This is a genomic window from Vibrio sp. Isolate25 (genome assembly GCF_022398025.1).
GTDB classification, from domain to species: domain Bacteria; phylum Pseudomonadota; class Gammaproteobacteria; order Enterobacterales; family Vibrionaceae; genus Vibrio; species Vibrio coralliilyticus_A.
On the sequence record NZ_JAKEUT010000013.1, the window covers coordinates 1 to 17,464 of the forward strand.

Annotated in this window: 16 protein-coding genes, 1 tRNA gene, 2 rRNA genes and 1 pseudogene; 11 read left to right on the forward strand and 9 right to left on the reverse strand. The window is 46.5% G+C overall.

All coding sequences use genetic code 11. The features are described from left to right. The 3 genes from L1D15_RS17890 to L1D15_RS17900 form a co-directional block, all read left to right on the forward strand. A 23S ribosomal RNA gene (locus tag L1D15_RS17890) occupies positions 1-117 on the forward strand; the annotation flags it as partial. 105 nt (positions 118-222) lie between these two features. Beyond that, positions 223-338, forward strand: a 5S ribosomal RNA gene (gene rrf / locus L1D15_RS17895). 31 nt (positions 339-369) lie between these two features. Further along, positions 370-446: transfer RNA gene (locus tag L1D15_RS17900), tRNA-Asp, on the forward strand. Positions 447-846: 400 nt separating this feature from the next. Here the strand turns inward: L1D15_RS17900 and L1D15_RS17905 are convergent. From L1D15_RS17905 to hemC, 4 genes are read right to left on the reverse strand one after another with little or no spacing between them, the layout of a single operon-like run. After that, the gene (locus L1D15_RS17905) at positions 847-2,025 is read right to left on the reverse strand and encodes a heme biosynthesis HemY N-terminal domain-containing protein (RefSeq protein WP_239876587.1); all 1,179 of its coding nucleotides are present in this window, start codon (positions 2,023-2,025) and stop codon (positions 847-849) included. Then, positions 2,025-3,230 (reverse strand): uroporphyrinogen-III C-methyltransferase, encoded by a 1,206-nt coding sequence (locus L1D15_RS17910; protein ID WP_239876588.1) that lies wholly within the window; start codon positions 3,228-3,230, stop codon positions 2,025-2,027. The genes L1D15_RS17905 and L1D15_RS17910 overlap by 1 nt, the downstream gene beginning before the upstream one ends. Before the next feature lie 14 nt (positions 3,231-3,244). Next, complete coding sequence (locus tag L1D15_RS17915; protein ID WP_239876589.1) at positions 3,245-3,973, reverse strand: uroporphyrinogen-III synthase; 729 nt, start codon at positions 3,971-3,973, stop codon at positions 3,245-3,247. 4 nt (positions 3,974-3,977) lie between these two features. Further along, positions 3,978-4,916 (reverse strand): hydroxymethylbilane synthase, encoded by a 939-nt coding sequence (gene hemC / locus L1D15_RS17920; RefSeq protein ID WP_239876590.1) that lies wholly within the window; start codon positions 4,914-4,916, stop codon positions 3,978-3,980. 334 nt (positions 4,917-5,250) lie between these two features. Between hemC and L1D15_RS17925 the strand changes: the two genes are divergently transcribed. Beyond that, positions 5,251-7,779 carry a class I adenylate cyclase gene (locus L1D15_RS17925; protein WP_239838971.1) on the forward strand — a complete coding sequence of 843 codons (2,529 nt, stop codon included), beginning with the start codon at positions 5,251-5,253 and terminating at the stop codon, positions 7,777-7,779. Between the two features lie 61 nt (positions 7,780-7,840). Here L1D15_RS17925 and cyaY read toward each other — a convergent pair whose 3' ends face one another. Then, entirely contained in the window at positions 7,841-8,155 is a 315-nt protein-coding gene (cyaY, locus tag L1D15_RS17930; protein WP_239838972.1) for an iron donor protein CyaY, read from the reverse strand. Here cyaY and L1D15_RS17935 point away from each other — a divergent pair. The 6 genes and pseudogenes from L1D15_RS17935 to yigB all read left to right on the forward strand — a co-directional run bounded on the left by L1D15_RS17935 (position 8,135) and on the right by yigB (position 12,823). Continuing rightward, positions 8,135-8,352, forward strand: a pseudogene (locus L1D15_RS17935) (lipoprotein). The gene cyaY and the pseudogene L1D15_RS17935 overlap by 21 nt on opposite strands. A 23-nt stretch (positions 8,353-8,375) precedes the next feature. Then, the gene (lysA, locus tag L1D15_RS17940; protein WP_239876591.1) at positions 8,376-9,629 is read left to right on the forward strand and encodes a diaminopimelate decarboxylase; all 1,254 of its coding nucleotides are present in this window, start codon (positions 8,376-8,378) and stop codon (positions 9,627-9,629) included. A 10-nt stretch (positions 9,630-9,639) separates the two neighbouring features. After that, entirely contained in the window at positions 9,640-10,470 is an 831-nt protein-coding gene (dapF, locus tag L1D15_RS17945) for a diaminopimelate epimerase (protein ID WP_239876592.1), read from the forward strand. 25 nt (positions 10,471-10,495) lie between these two features. Further along, the gene (locus tag L1D15_RS17950; RefSeq protein WP_239876593.1) at positions 10,496-11,200 is read left to right on the forward strand and encodes a DUF484 family protein; all 705 of its coding nucleotides are present in this window, start codon (positions 10,496-10,498) and stop codon (positions 11,198-11,200) included. After that, positions 11,172-12,101: a tyrosine recombinase XerC gene (xerC, locus tag L1D15_RS17955; RefSeq protein WP_239876594.1), complete on the forward strand. Its 930-nt coding sequence runs from the start codon at positions 11,172-11,174 to the stop codon at positions 12,099-12,101. Before L1D15_RS17950 ends, xerC begins: the two co-directional genes overlap by 29 nt. Beyond that, a complete protein-coding gene (gene yigB, locus L1D15_RS17960; protein WP_239876595.1) occupies positions 12,101-12,823 on the forward strand; it encodes a 5-amino-6-(5-phospho-D-ribitylamino)uracil phosphatase YigB in 723 nt (240 codons plus the stop codon). The genes xerC and yigB overlap by 1 nt, the downstream gene beginning before the upstream one ends. 28 nt (positions 12,824-12,851) lie before the next feature. Here the strand turns inward: yigB and L1D15_RS17965 are convergent, their stop codons facing one another. Further along, positions 12,852-13,451, reverse strand: a complete 600-nt coding sequence (locus L1D15_RS17965; protein ID WP_239876596.1) for a DTW domain-containing protein — start codon at positions 13,449-13,451, stop codon at positions 12,852-12,854. A 1-nt stretch (position 13,452) separates the two neighbouring features. Beyond that, positions 13,453-14,973: a hypothetical protein gene (locus L1D15_RS17970; RefSeq protein WP_239876597.1), complete on the reverse strand. Its 1,521-nt coding sequence runs from the start codon at positions 14,971-14,973 to the stop codon at positions 13,453-13,455. A 39-nt stretch (positions 14,974-15,012) separates the two neighbouring features. On the opposite strand from L1D15_RS17970, the gene L1D15_RS17975 reads away from it, so the two are divergent. Further along, a complete protein-coding gene (locus L1D15_RS17975; RefSeq protein ID WP_239876598.1) occupies positions 15,013-15,471 on the forward strand; it encodes an EVE domain-containing protein in 459 nt (152 codons plus the stop codon). On the opposite strand, the gene L1D15_RS17980 is transcribed toward L1D15_RS17975, so the two are convergent. Both L1D15_RS17980 and L1D15_RS17985 read right to left on the reverse strand, forming a co-directional pair. Then, positions 15,472-16,299, reverse strand: a complete 828-nt coding sequence (locus tag L1D15_RS17980; RefSeq protein ID WP_239876599.1) for a Cof-type HAD-IIB family hydrolase — start codon at positions 16,297-16,299, stop codon at positions 15,472-15,474. Between the two features lie 113 nt (positions 16,300-16,412). After that, positions 16,413-17,402 carry an alpha/beta fold hydrolase gene (locus L1D15_RS17985; RefSeq protein WP_239876600.1) on the reverse strand — a complete coding sequence of 330 codons (990 nt, stop codon included), beginning with the start codon at positions 17,400-17,402 and terminating at the stop codon, positions 16,413-16,415. Between the last annotated feature and the right edge of the window lie 62 nt (positions 17,403-17,464).

Here is a 17,464-nt window from a genome sequence, read left to right on the forward strand (position 1 = left end):
CCTGGCACTTTAAGTGTCCTGAAGGGTTGTTCGAGACTAGAACGTTGATAGGCAGGGTGTGTAAGCGTTGTGAGGCGTTGAGCTAACCTGTACTAATTGCCCGTGAGGCTTAACCATACAACACCCAAAGGGTTTTGATGGACTCAAAGTAGAACATTGAATGTGTAGAGAACACAAAACAGCTTTCCAAGTTATTCTCTAGAAATAGAGAGAAAGAATTTGCTTGGCGACCATAGCGTTGTGGACCCACCTGATTCCATGCCGAACTCAGAAGTGAAACGCAATAGCGCCGATGGTAGTGTGGGGCTTCCCCATGTGAGAGTAGGACATCGCCAGGCTTTACATTTAGACTTAGTGTCTAACCAGTGCGGAGCGGTAGTTCAGTTGGTTAGAATACCGGCCTGTCACGCCGGGGGTCGCGGGTTCGAGTCCCGTCCGCTCCGCCACTTATTCAGACAAAGCCCTAACAGAAATGTTAGGGCTTTTTCGTATATGAAATATTATTGTTGGTCTGTGGCCAACGACTCCCAGCTGTAACCCTGAACTAACTCTCTCCACTACTGTTAGCCATTTATTGAGAAATTCAGCCCGCAGGCTGGGTTTTGTTGTTTAGAGACAATGGTGTCGATTATTTGAAAAGTGGCAGAGCCTCCCACGATAAATCTCCGGCCTTTGACTCTTAATGCTTTGTCATTCTAAGGCGACAACCTTAGTGACGAAGCCTTTGCTTATAATGATTTGTTGTGTGGAACAACTTAGTTTGATGACTAGGTGTAGTTACGAATACTACTTATACGCACAAAAAAGCCGACCATCAGGTCGGCTGAAGATAATATCGCTAGGGTGCTAAGCTTGGACTAACGTCAATGCTTTCTTTGATACTTCATGAGCAGCCTTCGTCATGTTTTGTTTTTCTAACGCATCAGCTAAAGATGAATAATCCGCTACGCTTGAGCGAACAGAAAGCGCTTTTTCTAAATGCTGTTGTGCCTCAGACCAGTTTTCATTTCTTAAATGGAACTGAGCAAGGGCACTGTGTGCGTGGGCGTTGTTACCATCTTTTTTGAGAGCCTCTTCTAGGAAGACTATAGCTGGATGTTCATCGGCCAAATTCATATCGGGTAATAAAGTGTATAGGTTGGAAGCTGGATGTTTCTTAAGGCTCTCTTTTACCAACGTGAAGGCCTCATTGTCTGCTTTACGAGCCATTAGCTGTTTTGCAAAACATTCGACTAAATGAGTATCGTTTTTTTGTTTACGGGCAAGATTGTTCCAATGGGTGATCAGCCCTTCACTGCCTTTTTGTTCCGCGACTTGCTCTAACAGACCGCACTGAGCACGTTGGTTCAATTGCTCCTGCTCATCTTTCGCAATGATTTTATTTTTTGCTAGGCTAGGCAAGGTGTCCAGCAGTGGCTGCCACATTTTTAGCTCGACATAGACAGTCTTAAGTAGGTTAAGAACAATGCGGTTTTCTGGGTAGTCGGATTTTAGTTTGGTTAGGGTGTCTAAAGCATGTGTGTATTGCGCTTCTCTTACCTGCTGTTTTGCTCTGGTCAATTCAACGGCCAGTTGAGCATGTTCCTGCTCAGATGCCAGCGTTAAGTAGTGATCACGTTTTTTCTTATCGCCCATTCCTTGAGCTGCTTCAGAAGCGACCAAGTAGCATAGTAGGGGCATGTCGTGATGATTAGCCCAGCGAGTGACTTTCTTCTCTGCCGACTTGAAGTCACCTTCAAGTAATTTGATGATCCCTTCATTGGTATAACGGCGAGAACGGCGCATCTTACGCACACTGAAATAGTTCCAAGTTGCTGAGCTGGCCGAGAACATTTTCTTGATTAAAAATTCCAAGCCAAAGAGTACGGCTAAAGTTGCAATAATGAAGATTACTAACGTTGTGACACTCATCTCGATGGTTTTATCTGCCACCGAGATCAGTACGTAGCCCTGCTGACCCGCATATTGGGTTCCGGCAAACAGCCCTGCCCCTAAGACAAGGAAGAGAAAAATGATTCTGAACATTATTTTTCCTCCGTAACCAGAGTGGTGACTTCACGGCGCAGGCGATCACGAATCACGTCGGACAGAATTTGCTGTGTTTCAAGTTTCACCGGGTAGTCGACTTGTACATTCTGCTTGCTTAGCATTTCCAGAGTTTTATTGAACTCGATAACGGTGTTGGCGTCTTGGTTGAAGAATGCACTCGACCATTTGTCGGCAGTGGTTAATGCTGTTTGATAAATATCTTGCTGCTCAACGTACACCGCTTTAATCGCTGTTTCTAATTTGGCCTTGATGTTTTCTTTAAGATAGAAATGTTGTTCAGGCGATAACAGAGGAATGACATTGCCATCTCGAGTGCGGAAGGTAATGAAATTCTCCGAGAAGTCTTTGAGTGAAGTCATCAGGTTATCTTTCCAATCATAGATGTCTTCGGAGACCTGTTGCTCTTTCTGCTCTGGTGCCTCAGGAAGAATGGCATTGGCTAACGGCAGGCTGTCAACTTGCTGTTGTAGTGCTGTTAATCTGAGAACAAGGCCCTCGCGGTCGATAATGGGCACAGACTTAAGCTTCGTAATGTCATTGGCCATTGATTTACGTAACGGCACCAAGCTTGGGTCATTCAGTGCTGCGATACGCTGATCGGCACTTTCCATCAATTTAGTGGCACTGACTGCATCATGTTCTAGAAATAACTTACGGCCTGCTAGTTTGACGAGGTAGTCTGCCTCGGCAAGTAGCCAATCGTTGGGGCGACGGCCTTTGACATCAGCAATTGCAAGTTGCAAACTTTCGATACTTTTCTGCTGTTGCGATAAAGCGGTTTCGGTTTTATGAGTGATTTCCGTTGCTTTTTCTAAGGTTACTTTCTGAGTAGCAATGAGGTCTTGCTTAACGGAGGCTGTGGTTTGCTCTAGTTGTGTTTTAAGTGATTCAATTTGGGATTGATATTGAGCGCTTTGTTGCTCCAACTGAATGGTTAAGCCGCCACCAAATATCAGTGAAATCACGATGGCGACAGCACCGAGTTTAACCCCGCGCTTTGCATTTTTTTCTTGTTTGGCAGTGTCTGTTGACGCTGTAGGCTCAGACTTTTTATCGGAAGACGTAGAGGGAGATTCAGACGCATTGGAAGTATCATTGGAAGACTGTTGAGTCTCAGCAGGTGACGCTGTTTCTTGGTCTTTCTCAGGTTCAATGTGGTCGTTTTTATTTTTACTTGTCATTGGTCTTGTCCTGTTCACTTTGGCCGGAGAGTAGCCAGTAAATCTTTATTGGAAGCGCTGCCGGTATTATTTACATGGAGAAACCCCAGCTGTCGCGCTTCATTCGCGATACGTTCACTCGGTACATAGAGTTGCAACCCGAATGCCCAGTTCAATTGCGCTGGCGTCAGCTGAGATACAAAGTAACTTAGCTGACCTGAACTGGTGATGACTAATTGTTGAATGTCTTTATCCTGCCATAGAGGTACCAACAAATCTGAGTCAAAAGCGAGGTTTTCTCGTTTGTAAACCTCAAAGTAGCGGACTTGAGCCCCTCTGGATTTGAGCGATTCATAGATGAGTTCTCGACCACCATTGCCTCTTAGGATTACCACCTTTTTGTCTTTGACGTTTTTAAGTATGTCCAGCTTGAGCAGGTGCTCGCTGTCACCAACGTCAGGGTAGTGTACTTTTTGCTGGCTAAGTTTGCTTAAAACATGTGCGGTTTTTTGACCGACGGCAATGTAGGACGCTGCTTTCGGCCATTTTTGTTGAGGTAGGAAAGCCTTTTGTGTGAGCGTCACCGCATGTTGACTGACAGCAATAATGAGGTCGAATTGTGCGAGCTGAGATGAAATGCCGGGGAGATCTTCCTCAGGTCGAATTTCAATAAGACAATGGTGTAACGCGCAGATTCCTGCGCGATTGAGTTGATGGCAAAGTTCGCGGCCTTGTTCACCGGGCCGAGTGACTAACACTGCCATCGGCTTACTCGTGATCCGCGTACAGTCTGGTCAATATATCACGCGCACCATCGTCAAGTAATTGGTTGGCTAAAGTGACACCCAGCTTTTCGGCTTCGGTACGTGGACCTTTGATCTCACCACGCACAATCTTTGAACCATCGGGCTCACCGACTAGAGCTCGAAGCCAAATATCATCACCATCTAGAAGAGAATAACTACCAATAGGCACCTGACAGCCACCTTCTAGTGTGAGGTTCATGGCGCGTTCGCACAGAACGCGATCGGCAGTATCTTTGTGGTTGAGTGGCTCAAGTAATTTGATCAGACGCTCGTCATTAAGGCGACATTCAATGCCAACAGCTCCTTGTCCTACAGCAGGCAGAGATTGCTCTGGTTCGATAAAGCTGCGGATTCGTTCTTCAAGTTCGAGGCGTTTTAGGCCTGCTGCGGCAAGGATGATTGCATCATATTCTCCGGCATCAAGTTTACCCAAACGCGTTCCAACGTTGCCGCGAAGCTCTTTAATCACTAAGTCAGGACGATATTCTTTAATTTGGCACTGACGACGCAGGCTGCAAGTACCCACTACTGCACCTTGTGGTAATTCGTCAATGTTGTTGTAGGTATTGGATACGAAAGCATCACGCGGGTCTTCACGTTCGCAAATCGTGACCAGCCCTAAGCCCTCTGGAAAATCAACGGGCACGTCTTTCATTGAATGGACCGCCAAATCTGCGCGTCCTTCTAACATGGCGACTTCAAGCTCTTTTACGAATAAACCTTTACCTCCAACTTTCGCCAGAGGAGTGTCGAGAATAACGTCACCTTTGGTGACCATGGTGACAAGTTCAACTTGTAAGCCGGGGTGTGCAGCTTGAAGTGCATCTCGTACATAATAGGCTTGCCAAAGGGCGAGAGGGCTTTTGCGTGTGGCAATTCGAATTGGAGTCGATTGTGTCATGATGGTCTTTGGATAACAGTTCAGATGGGCTAATCCTACCATTCTCTAAGAAAAAGTCTTCCTGCTAGATCGTCTCGTTGAAAGTGAGTTATTGGGCTAGCAGAAAATATTCAAAATAGTGTGATGAGTATCTCGTTTGCAAAATGGGCTATTATTACAAAAGGTAGATACGTACCACACTATGTCGCGAGAATATTGATGAACAAAACAGTGTCGATTCGATCGTACATTTCTTTACCAAACGAAATAAAAGTGTTAAATTGATCACGTTTTGTTAGTGCTTTAGAGCAATTTATCGTCAGAGCACAGTTAGGAATTAACCAAGGAATCACCCTTGCAGGCTTATACAAAGACGCTTATTCAAAGACTTGATAATCTAAACCAGCAGCGTATTGAGCGCGCGCTGGCTCTTATGGATATGCAAAGTCAGCGTGTATTCCATCTTATTCCCACTCTTCTTCATTTCAATCATCCAGTCATCCCAGGTTATTACGACTCCCAAGTCCCTTTTGGTGTATACGGTCTCGAATTTAATGAGGTGCAACAGCAGTTTGTCGAAGACACAGAATTGACGATTGGTCAGTCACTTCGAACCAGCGTTGAGCCCGCTATTCTTGGCTTGTATACCATGGGAAGTACTTCTTCCATTGGGCAGAGCACTTCAAGCGATCTCGATATCTGGGTATGTGTATCTCCCTCAATGAGCTGTGAAGAAAGAGAATGCCTGACCAATAAATGTTTGTTGATCACCGATTGGGCTCAGAGCCAAGGGGTTGAGGCGAACTTCTTCCTGATGGATGAAGAACGTTTTCGCACCAATCGTTCTGAAGAAATGACAGGGGACAACTGTGGCTCATCCCAGCACCTACTATTGTTGGATGAATTCTATCGTTCCGCGGTTCGTCTTGCGGGCCAGCGTTTGTTGTGGCAAATCGTGCCACCAGAGATGGAAGAGTGCTACGACGAATACGTGCGTGATCTGTGCAGCCAAGGTTACATTGATTGCTCACAGTGGATTGATTTTGGTCAGTTGAATCGCATTCCGGCTGAAGAGTATTTTGGCTCGAACTTATGGCAGTTGTATAAGAGCATCGACTCTCCATATAAGTCCGTGCTAAAAGCCATCTTGCTTGAAGCGTATTCATGGGAATACCCTCATACGCAACTTCTCAGTCTTGATACCAAACGTCGCTTCTTTGCTCATGAGCCAGATCTCTACGGCATGGATGCTTACTACTTGATGCTTGAAAAGGTGACCCGCTATCTTGAACGCATTGGGGACTACAATCGTCTTGATTTGGTACGTCGCTGTTTTTATCTCAAAACGCACGAGAAGTTGTCTCGTGAACCTGGAATGGGTTCCGTTGCTTGGCGCCGTGAAGCGATGAGCGACATGATCAAAACATGGAATTGGGACCACTCCGTGCTTGTTGAGTTGGACGATCGCCGTAACTGGAAAGTAGAGCAAGTTAAAGTGGTTCACCATGCTTTGCTTGATGCTTTGATGTTGAGCTACCGCAACCTGATTCAATTTGCTCGTCGTAATGACATCACTTCTGCCATCAGTCCACAAGACATCAGTATCCTAGCGCGTAAGCTCTATGCGGCGTTTGAGGTTTTACCGGGTAAGGTAACTTTGCTGAACCCGCAAATTTCTCCTGACTTACACGAGCCAGACCTGAGCTTTATTGAAGTTAGGCCGGGTCGTACAAACCGAGCGGGTTGGTACCTCTATAAGCAGCCCCTTCAGCCCGATCGTATCCTTGGTCAACCATTCCTTGAGCACAATGAATATCTCAGTAAGTTGGTTGCTTGGTCATTCTTTAATGGTTTGATTACAGAATCGACGCGTCTGCACTCAGTGGTTCGCGATGCTCATCTGGATATTGATAAGTTTTATCAGATGGTCAGTGATTTGCGTAATACCTTCTCATTACGTAAACGCCGCCCAACGATGCAGGCCCTAGCGAGTCCTTGTGAAATTAGCCAACTGGCGATGTTCATCAACTTTGAGGATGACCCAACAGCGGAGCTGAGTGGCCGTGCTCTGAAGGTAGACCTGAAAACGACCGATATTTTTAGCTTCGGCTCAAAGCAGACTTGTCTGGTCGGTAGTGTCGATCTGGTGTATCGCAACTCTTGGCATGAAGTCCGTACGCTGCATTTCAAAGGTGAAACGGCCATGCTCGATGCGCTGAAGACCATTCTGGGTAAAATGCACCAAGATGCGTTGCCTCCTGAGTCGGTTGATGTGTTCTGCTACAGTAAAAATCTACGTGGTGTGATGCGCAATATGGTGTATCAACTACTGGCGGAGTGCATAGATTTACGTCTCAAGCCGATTGAACAAGAGAAGCGTCGTCGCTTTAAAGCGCTGCGTATTGCTCAGCAAACCTATGGCTTGTTTTTTGAGCGTCGGGGCGTGTCTGTGCAGATGTTGGAAAACTCTATTGATTTCTATCGCAGCATCTCGACCAGCAAGTTAAAAGGACCGCCGTTGCTAGTCTTGGACAAAGAACAGGACTACCAGTTGCCGGAGATCGTTGACAGTTTTGCCAGTGAGGGGCTAATTCAGTTCTTCTTTGAAGATTCTGAACAGGGCTTCAATATTTACGTGCTGGATGAAGCGAATCGCGTTGAGGTATACCATCAGTTCAGTGGTATGAAAGATGAGATGATCGCCAGTGTGAATAGTTTTTACACGTCAGTCAAAGATGACAATCAGTTGTCGACTCAGTTTATTAACTTTAATTTACCGCAGTACTATCAAATTGTTCACCCTGAAGAAGGGGATTCTTATATCGTGCCATATCGTAATGATGGCGCGAACTATTCCAAGCCAAGTCGGGCGGTGAATGCGTAATTCGAATCGATGAAAAAGAGCACGTTATGTGCTCTTTTTTGTATCGGAGTTTTACAGGGAATTAAACCCACTCGATCTCTTCATCTGAATGCTTTTCACATTCCTGCTTAACCATCGCAATCAACTCTAGGCCTGTTTTGGAACAAACCCACTGCTCGTTGACCATCGCGAAGTGGAAGCCACCAGATTTGGATGCCAGCCAGATTTCTTTCATTGGTTCTTGGCGATTAATAATGATTTGGCTGCGATCTTCAAACTCTAGAGTCATTACATTGCCAGACGTTTCGTAATCAATGTCCGCGCCTGAATCATCAATCATTTCTTCGATGATTTGCATTTGAACATCTGCCTGCTGATGAAATTCAGTCTCGTTCATCTTTTTATCCTATTGCTTTTCCTGAGTGTGGTGCGATTATAGGGGGCATTGAAAGATTAATCACGACACAACCCATGAAAAAATCACTCATCGCTCTGTTTCTTTTATCTGTTCTGGGTTTGGCCGGCTGTGGTCAGACAGGTCCTCTTTATATGCCCGAAGATGCCTCCCAGAATGAGCAGCCTTCACAACAATAAATAACAACATAAGGGATAGCATTTTGGATTACTTCAACTATCAGGATGATGGCCAACTTTGGGCCGAAGATGTTCCACTGACAGACTTAGCAGAGCAATTTGGAACGCCACTATACGTATATTCCCGCGCAACGTTTGAGCGTCACTGGAATGCATTTGATAAATCCGTGGGTGAGCACCCACACCTAGTGTGTTATGCGGTCAAAGCGAATTCGAATTTAGGTGTGCTCAATACGCTGGCTCGTCTAGGTTCCGGCTTTGATATCGTTTCAGGTGGTGAACTGGAACGTGTTATTGCTGCAGGTGGTCAAGCAAGTAAAGTGGTTTTCTCCGGTGTGGGTAAGACGGCGGCTGAAATGAAACGCGCCCTAGAATTGGGTATCAAATGTTTCAATGTTGAATCTGAACCGGAACTAGAGCGCCTTAACAAGGTGGCGGGTGAGCTAGGGGTGAAAGCGCCTATTTCACTACGCATTAACCCAGATGTTGATGCCAATACGCACCCTTATATTTCAACGGGTCTGCGTGATAATAAGTTTGGCATTGCCTTTGATCGCGCGCCTGCGGTATATCAGTTTGCACAAAGTCTCGAGAATTTGGAAATCAAAGGTATCGACTGCCACATTGGTTCTCAGCTTACAGATATTGAACCGTTTATTGATGCCACTGATCGCTTGTTGGCGCTTATTGATGATTTAAAAGCGCAAGGTGTCAATATTGAACACCTTGATGTGGGTGGCGGTCTAGGTGTGATTTATCGCGATGAATTACCGCCTGAGCCTTCTGAGTATGCCAAAGCACTTCTAGGCAGACTGAAGAATCACCAAGATCTAGAACTTATTTTTGAACCGGGCCGTGCTATCGCTGCTAACGCTGGGGTGTTACTGACCAAGGTTGAATTCCTAAAACATACCGAACATAAAAATTTCGCCATTATCGATGCTGCGATGAATGACCTGATGCGTCCGGCTTTATATCAAGCATGGCAAGACATCGTCCCTGTCACTCCTCGTCAAGGGGAACCTGTGACATACGATCTGGTTGGCCCTATTTGTGAGACAGGCGATTTCCTTGGTAAAGATCGCGCTTTGGTGCTGCAAGAGAATGACTTGCTTGCGGTTCGTTCAGCTGGTGCGTATGGCTTTGTGATGTCATCGAACTACAATACACGTACCCGGGTCGCTGAAGTGATGGTGGATGGCAATAAAGCTCACCTAGTACGTCAGCGTGAAGAGCAGTCGAGCCTTTGGGCCCTAGAAAACATTCTTCCGGAGTAATTGGCGTCTTATGCATTTCCACTTTTCTAAAATGCATGGTTTGGGTAATGACTTTATGGTCGTTGACTGCATTACTCAGAACATCTTCTTTTCTCCTGATTTGATCCGTCGCTTGGCGGATCGTCATACAGGAGTCGGCTTCGACCAGCTTTTGGTGGTGGAAGCCCCTTATGATCCCGAAACCGATTTCCACTACCGCATCTTCAATGCCGATGGCAGCGAAGTGGAGCAGTGTGGTAACGGTGCGCGCTGTTTTGCCCGCTTTGTGCGTATGAAAGGTTTGACCAATAAATACAGCATCAGTGTCAGCACTAAAAAAGGCAAGATGGTTCTCAATATCGAGGAAGACGATCAGGTGACGGTTAACATGGGTGTACCGGAATTTGAGCCAAGTAAGATCCCATTCAAAGCCAAACAGACCGAAAAAACGTACATCTTACGAGCTGAAGACAAAACTTTGTTCTGCGGTGCGGTGAGCATGGGTAATCCTCATGTTGTGACCGTGGTTGATGACACTCAAACCGCCGATGTGGATACTTTAGGCCCACTGCTGGAATCTCACGAACGCTTTCCTGAAAGAGTCAATGCGGGTTTTATGCAGGTGTTAAGTCGCAATGAAGTCAATCTCAGAGTCTATGAGCGCGGTGCCGGAGAAACTCAGGCGTGTGGCAGTGGTGCTTGTGGTGCGGTTGCAGTGGGCATTGTGCAGGAACTGTTGGATGAGAAGGTCACCGTCAATCTGCCCGGTGGATCGCTAAAAATTAGCTGGCAAGGACCAGGTAAACCACTTTACATGACTGGCCCAGCCACACATGTATTCGATGGTCAGCTAAGCTGTTAATAAGAAAATAATTAAAGGAACGAACGTGTCGCAGATTGAAGCGGATGCGCTGACCGCAGAGGTTGTTGCTGAATATTTACGTGACAACCCAGATTTTTTTAGTACCCGACGTGACTTAGTTGATCGCCTTGCTTTACCCAATCAGGAGCAGGGCGCCGTTTCGTTGGTCCACGTCCAAATGACTAGGCAGCGCCAACGTATCGAAGAGTTGGAAGAAGAGATCACGACTCTGATGTCGCTGGCGAAAAACAATGATCGTACTTTTCATGAATTTATGAGCCTACAGGAGCACGTTCTGACTTGTGATGCGCTGCTTCCTGCGATAAAAGCCGTGGAAGAAATGGCGAAATCTCTAGGCTTAGTCGCCTATGTACGTTTGCTAGACAGTGAATCGTCGTATTATTCGCTCGATAAAGACAATTATCACCGATTCGCGACCAATCATCTCAATGGTAAAAGCGCTTATTTGGGAAGAATGCGTAAAGCGGATCGAGAGTTGTTGTTTGGTGAAACAACGCGTGCGCCAGAGATGGGGTCTTACGTTGTGTTGCCACTGAACAAGAAAACATTACAAGGTATTTTAGCCTTTTCCAGCAGTGATGGGGGGCATTTCCAGCCGCACATGGACACCTTATTCTTGCGCCATCTTGCTCTGGTGCTTTCGCATTTGATTGAAACCCTTCCATGGCAAAGCGATGACCATGAGCGACTCAGTAATACCTCTGCCTAACGGACTCCAAAGCCCTCTCAATCGCTTCTACGAGTATTTGAGAAGTGAGAAAGGGCTGAGTCTTCATACCCAGCGTAACTACAAGCAACAACTGGAAACCATGGCCCATCACCTAGTCTCTATGGGATTGACAAATTGGTCTCAGGTTGATGCGGCTTGGGTGCGTCAACTGGCAAGCAAAGGCATGCGTGATGGCATGAAAGCGAGCAGCTTAGCGACCCGATTGTCGGCGCTGCGTAGTTTTTTTGATTTCCTAATCCTGCGTGGTGAGTTGACTGCAAACCCTGCTAAAGGGGTGTCGGCTCCACGTAAGAAAAGGCCTTTACCCAAGAATCTTGATGTGGATGAAGTGGGTCAATTACTTGAAGTGAATGAAGATGACCCGCTGGCGGTACGTGACCGCGCCATGATGGAACTCATGTATGGGGCTGGTTTACGACTGGCGGAAATGGTCAGTGTTGATGTTCGCGATGTGAGTCTATCATCGGGTGAGATACGCGTTGTAGGTAAAGGCGACAAAGAGCGCAAAGTGCCTTTTGCTGGGATGGCGGAGGAGTGGGTAGCAAAGTGGCTCAAAGTTCGTAGTGCATTGGCTAATGCCGATGAAACTGCCCTGTTCGTGTCTAAACTGGGTGTACGGATTTCGCATCGAAATGTGCAGAAACGTATGGCGGAATGGGGACAAAAGCAGTCTGTTGCGAGCCATATTAGTCCGCATAAACTTCGTCACTCATTTGCTACTCATATGTTGGAGTCAAGTAATAACCTCAGAGCCGTTCAGGAATTGTTAGGACACGAGAATATTTCTACTACTCAGATCTATACGCATTTGGATTTCCAACACCTTGCTGATGTTTACGACCAAGCTCATCCAAGAGCCAAAAAGAAAGAGAGCGAGTAATGCATTTCTATCGTCAGCTGCCGGTCATTGAAGCGATGACGTTTGACCTTGATGACACCTTGTATGACAACCGCCCAGTGATACGTCGAGTCGAGACACAGGTGACGACTTGGCTGCACAAGCATCATCCGTTGTCTGCCAGTAAGCCTTCAAGCTGGTGGCGTGAATTGAAGATGGAGTTAGCAAAGGCCGATAGCTGGCTGATGAATGATATGACGCTATGGCGTCAGACTCAGATTGAACAAGGTCTGTATCGCCTTGGTTATGAGCAAGCCGAGGCTAAGCATGCTGCTGAGCAAGCGATTGAAGAAGTCCTCCATCTACGCAGTGATTTTTCAGTCCCAGAGCAAACGCATCAAGTGATGCAGCAACTGGCGAAACGCATGCCTTTAGTCGCAATCACCAATGGTAATGTGAATGCAGAGCGCATCGGTCTTTCCCCGTACTTTTCTTTAATCCTCAAAGCGGGCCCCGATGGATATGCTAAACCCCATCCACAGATGTTTAATAAAGCAGCCCAACATCTTCAATGCCCTGCTCATCGCATTTTGCATGTAGGTGACCATTTGGTGAGTGATGTCCAAGGCGCCAAGCGTAGCGGTTTGTCGGCATGTTGGTTTAACGATCAGAATGCCAGCCTTATGCAGCATCGTAGGGCTCGGACCCTACCTGATGTTGAGATTGCCAGTTTGTCAGAGTTACTGTTGTTGATTGAGAGCTAAGTGATGCCTTGATAAACAAGGCATTTGGCTATTTTAATCGGTGGCCGCTTTTGTCAGCTTGGAATGCTTGCATGTAGTGGCGGAGAAATGCACGCAGTTGCTCAGCTTGATGTTGTTGCCCTAAAGTGCGGATGATTTCCGCTCCTACTTCCAGTGTGCAGAGGTTTCCCGCCTCCTGATTCCGTCTGAGCTGGTAGCAAGACTCACTCTCAGGAGCGAGGTGAACGGTTGTCAATTCTCTGAGCCATGGGCTTTTGCGCAGCATCTTTTTGGCTTCCTTCCAAGTCCCATCCAAAATAATGAACAGTGGTATTCTTCCTTGCTGGCTGGCGTTCTCAGCCTTAGCCTTCAGAGGCTGACTTTCCTCACTGGGAAACACCAACAGTGGTTGGTATTGTTCATCTGAGATGAGTCTGCTCAGTTCAGGGCAGGGCAGTGTACGTTGCCAAACGTGTTGGCTGCTTGGTTGAACGGCTTTGAGTAGCCAGCGTCCGGTATTGGTTACGCGGTGTTGCTCATTTTCGTGTATGAGTGTTGCAATATAAAAAGAAGCACTCACGGAGGGTAAGTGCTCACATACACAATTATAGTTTAGTAAACAGCCTGGGCATGGAGTGAGGGCTTCCATATTAAAGTGTGACTCCACCCTGATGCGGCGTCAGTCCATCGGAAAAAAGTTGAACTGGGCTGATGTCATCATAATTTGCCACTGGAGCCATGCTTGGATTGAGTGGGTATTGGTTACCGTCAAATTGCAACGTATGTTGATTAGGGACGGCACCTCCGCCACTGACAAACATCACCAAGTCACGCCAATGATGATGCTCTTGTGTACCCAGATTTAATGGGGTTTGAACCAGCGTGATGCGACTGTTGAATTGCCACTTCTGATTAACATGGTTAAAAATCAATAAAGTGCAACCACCTGAGCCACACCAGTCTAACTGAGCCAGTAGCTCTTTTTGGCCATCACCATTGAGATCATAGGTGAGCCAGCGGTAGCGTGTTCCCGTTGGATCTTGTTTTTCGCTTTTGAAGTAGTCACGTAATGCCCGATCAACCTGGGGATTGAATTCGGCATTGGATGGAATTTTATTACCGCTCTCACTGGTGGTAGGGGGCAAGTGGACGTCGTTCGCCTTAAAAAGTGTCAGTCCACCATCGGCAATATCGTAGATAACGTCACCTACTTTTTCCTGTGCAGCATTCAATTGATTGTTCTTTTTGGTGTAGATACGCTCTGACTTTAATTTCTGTCCTTGTAGGTGAGTACTTACAACCTGGACTTGATGGCGGTTTAACTGTTGCCAGAAACCTTTCTCTACGGTATCTGCACCGCCATTTGGATAATGATAAGTGGTACTCGCAGTGTGATCTGAGTTCATAGACAAAGTAACGCTAAATGGAGAGCTTTGACTGGCTTGCGCTTGGTACGTGTCGGCCCATTGCTGAGTGGCGTCTTGATTAGACAGTGTGGCGCAGCCGCGATAGGTTTTCTCTCCTACCTTTAACGAAGCACGCCAACCATACAGACTGTCACTCATACCATCATTGCAACTGCGTTGATTTAGCTCTAATTCACCCTGTTGGAATGTATAACGGCGGCGATCAGCTTCAAGTTTGGTTGAGGTCAGTTCAAATTGTTGTGCTTCCTCACCCATCACAGTGAATTTCAAAGCATTACCCACAAATTGTACCGACCAAAACGGTTCATTACCGAATGCTTTGGTGGGTTGAGTTGGTTGAGTGCAGCGATGAGGGTTTTCAGCTGTGAGTAAGTTGATTTTGTCGACCACAAAGCGTGCTGCATAGTCAGCAGCGAAGCCCTCTTTCCCTGGGGCTTCAAGGTGACCAATCACTTCACCATACAAGGGTGCATAAGGCGAGCGTACGAGCTTCATTCCTTGCTGGAAACGGTCTGCAGGTAGATCCAACCAATATTGCTGTTGGCTACCACAGGGGACAATGGAGCGGACTTCATGGCCAAGGACGACTTCGCCACGCATAACAAAAGTCTGAGGTTTGATTGAGGAAGGGTTATTCAGTGACGCTTGTGGAGCCTGTAACTTTTCTGCATCGGATTGAAAACCGGAACAGGCCTGAAGGGCCAGTAAGATCGTGAGTGCGACTGGGTTTCTTAACGCCTTCATGCTATATCTTCCTCATCATAAAATCATTCGGACGTCATTATGGCATATTGGCTATTCAAAACAGAACCTGACACTTTCTCTATTGACACACTTCGAACACAAAATATCTCTTGCTGGGAAGGTGTGCGTAATTATCAGGCGCGCAACATGATGCGAGATGAGGTGAAAGAAGGTGATTTGGTATTGATTTACCACTCCTCTTGTAAAAAGGTTGGTGTGGCTGGGATCGCAAAAGTCGTCAAAGAGGCTTATCCGGATCATTTTGCCTTTGATCCTGAGAGTGATTACTTTGACCCTAAGTCGTCACCAGACAAACCTCGCTGGGTCATGGTCGACGTTGAATTCGTGCGTAAGACCAAGCGATTGATTCCTTTATCGGTCATGAAAGCGATGCCAGAACTAGAGAACATGCCGCTAGTGAAGCGATGCAATCGCCTGTCGATCATGCCGGTGACTGAGCAGGAATGGCAGGCGATCCTAGAGAAGGAAGTGCTCTGACTAGAACAGGTGAGTATGTAGGTAGTGAGCGACCGCATCGTCGGCATTGCTACCTATGACTTCATTCTCTGGTAAAGCCTGTTTTACTTTAATGTGGGACGTTTCCATCACTAAGCCTTTCCCTGCCATTGACAACATTTCGACATCGTTCATGCCATCACCAAAAGCAATGCAGTTTTCCAGTGTCAGATTGAGAGACTCAGCGACAACTTTAAGGGCTTCTCCTTTCGATACCTCTGCGGCCATTACCTCAAGACACCAAGGTGTGGAGAACGCGATATTGAGCTGGTCACCAAACTTGTCATTTAACTGTTGCTCAAACTTAACCAAGTGCTCGTGATCTTTGGCTGGATGAGTGAAGAAGATTTTTGCAATCCCGTCTGTGGGTGCGGCCTTTGCTTCAAAGAGTTGATAGGCAAAACCGGAGTCGCTATGAAATTTCGCTAGCATGTCGTCTTCACGGTCCAGCAGCCAGCTTTCGTTTTGGTACATGTGGATAAAAATGCCCGGATCTTGCCTGATCACATCGATCACTGGCTGCACAAGTTCTGATGGGACATTATGGCTGTACATCAGGTTGTCATGCTGATCATGAACCCGAGCCCCATTGGAAGTGATCATGTAGGCTGGGATCGCCGTTTGCTTTCGGATGCCCGCTACATCGACGTGGTGACGACCTGTCGCAAAGATAAAGGTGTAGCCTTTCTGATGCAGTTCACTCAGCGTTTGTTTCGAGAATTCACTGAGCTGGTGGTTAGGGGCCAGTAAAGTACCATCAAGGTCGGAAGCAACCAATTGGAAAGGCGTCTCTTTGTGTGTGTCTGTCATATCACCCTCATGCGTAATGCGTTAATAGCCCCCGGAAAGGCAGAACCGTCATTCTACTGGAACTGAAAGGGGAAAAAGAGGGTAAAGTTCACTCTCCATTGTTTCCTGTTTTATCAATGCTGATGGAAGAAAGATAGGATAGCGTCCAAGGCTTGATCGCGATATTCATCTTTCTCAAACAATACTTCATGACGAGCGTTGTAGATGATTTTGAGCGCACATTGATAATTGGTTTTAGCTAATTTCTTGATGAATTTGATCTGGGCTGGATTAGAAACAATTTGATCACCGCTGGCTTGAAGTAACAACAATGGAATCTTGATATGGCGAGTCATCAAGTGACACTTTTTGGCAGCCATCAACCCTTGCCATACCCACTGTGTACTGGCACCACCAATTTTCAGTTCAGGCTTTTGTTCATAGAGATCACGAAACCAGTGGTAGCGAATCTGGCTTTGAGTGAGGAAGTTACCGTCAAATGGTTTTGGGTAATAGGGAGCCTGACCGGGGGCAAAAGTCGGCTTAGGCGCAAGCGCTGTCATGATTTGGCCAAGGGGGATTGCGATTGGTTTTAGATGCCAGGGCAGATTGACGCCAAACATGGGTGCACTGAGTGACACCGCCGAAAATGAATGATCTGGATAGCTCTGCAGGTAACGAGTGGCGATATTGCCTCCCATTGAATGGCCGAGCAAGTAACGTTTATCGTAACCACTTAAGTCAAAGTGCTGAATCAAACCATGTAAATCTTGCACATAGTCTTCGAAATCCTCGACATAACCCATTTGCTGGTCTTCAATCAGTCGATCTGACAGGCCCTGACCTCGATGGTCGAAGGAATAGATATCATAGCCTTGTTGAAACAGGTCATAGAATAATTCCTGATATTTCCAGGTGCACTCTATACGGCCATTAACCACGACGATCGCTTTGGTGTGCTCAGGAGAGGTAAGTTTCACCCAGAACAGCCGGGTTTTATCAAATGATTTAATAAACCCTTCTTCACGAGAGTGCCAGAATTGAGCAATATTGCTATTGATTGCTTGCTCAAAATTCGACTCTTGAGTATAAGGTGACTTAATGCTGAAGCTCGATTCATTCATGATATCGGGGCCTGCTTTCAATACAGAGAAGTGAACACGTCTAAATTATGTGTGGCTAAAGT

Coding starts and splice junctions, on each gene's coding strand:
- L1D15_RS17975 (WP_239876598.1), top strand. CDS start 15,013: ATGGCATATTGGCTATTCAAAACAGAACCTGACACTTTCTCTATTGAC.
- cyaY (WP_239838972.1), bottom strand. CDS start 8,155: ATGAACGAGACTGAATTTCATCAGCAGGCAGATGTTCAAATGCAAATC.
- L1D15_RS17910 (WP_239876588.1), bottom strand. CDS start 3,230: ATGACAAGTAAAAATAAAAACGACCACATTGAACCTGAGAAAGACCAA.
- L1D15_RS17905 (WP_239876587.1), bottom strand. CDS start 2,025: ATGTTCAGAATCATTTTTCTCTTCCTTGTCTTAGGGGCAGGGCTGTTT.
- hemC (WP_239876590.1), bottom strand. CDS start 4,916: ATGACACAATCGACTCCAATTCGAATTGCCACACGCAAAAGCCCTCTC.
- L1D15_RS17915 (WP_239876589.1), bottom strand. CDS start 3,973: ATGGCAGTGTTAGTCACTCGGCCCGGTGAACAAGGCCGCGAACTTTGC.
- yigB (WP_239876595.1), top strand. CDS start 12,101: ATGCATTTCTATCGTCAGCTGCCGGTCATTGAAGCGATGACGTTTGAC.
- L1D15_RS17980 (WP_239876599.1), bottom strand. CDS start 16,299: ATGACAGACACACACAAAGAGACGCCTTTCCAATTGGTTGCTTCCGAC.
- L1D15_RS17985 (WP_239876600.1), bottom strand. CDS start 17,402: ATGAATGAATCGAGCTTCAGCATTAAGTCACCTTATACTCAAGAGTCG.
- L1D15_RS17970 (WP_239876597.1), bottom strand. CDS start 14,973: ATGAAGGCGTTAAGAAACCCAGTCGCACTCACGATCTTACTGGCCCTT.
- L1D15_RS17965 (WP_239876596.1), bottom strand. CDS start 13,451: ATGGAAGCCCTCACTCCATGCCCAGGCTGTTTACTAAACTATAATTGT.
- xerC (WP_239876594.1), top strand. CDS start 11,172: ATGAGCGACTCAGTAATACCTCTGCCTAACGGACTCCAAAGCCCTCTC.
- dapF (WP_239876592.1), top strand. CDS start 9,640: ATGCATTTCCACTTTTCTAAAATGCATGGTTTGGGTAATGACTTTATG.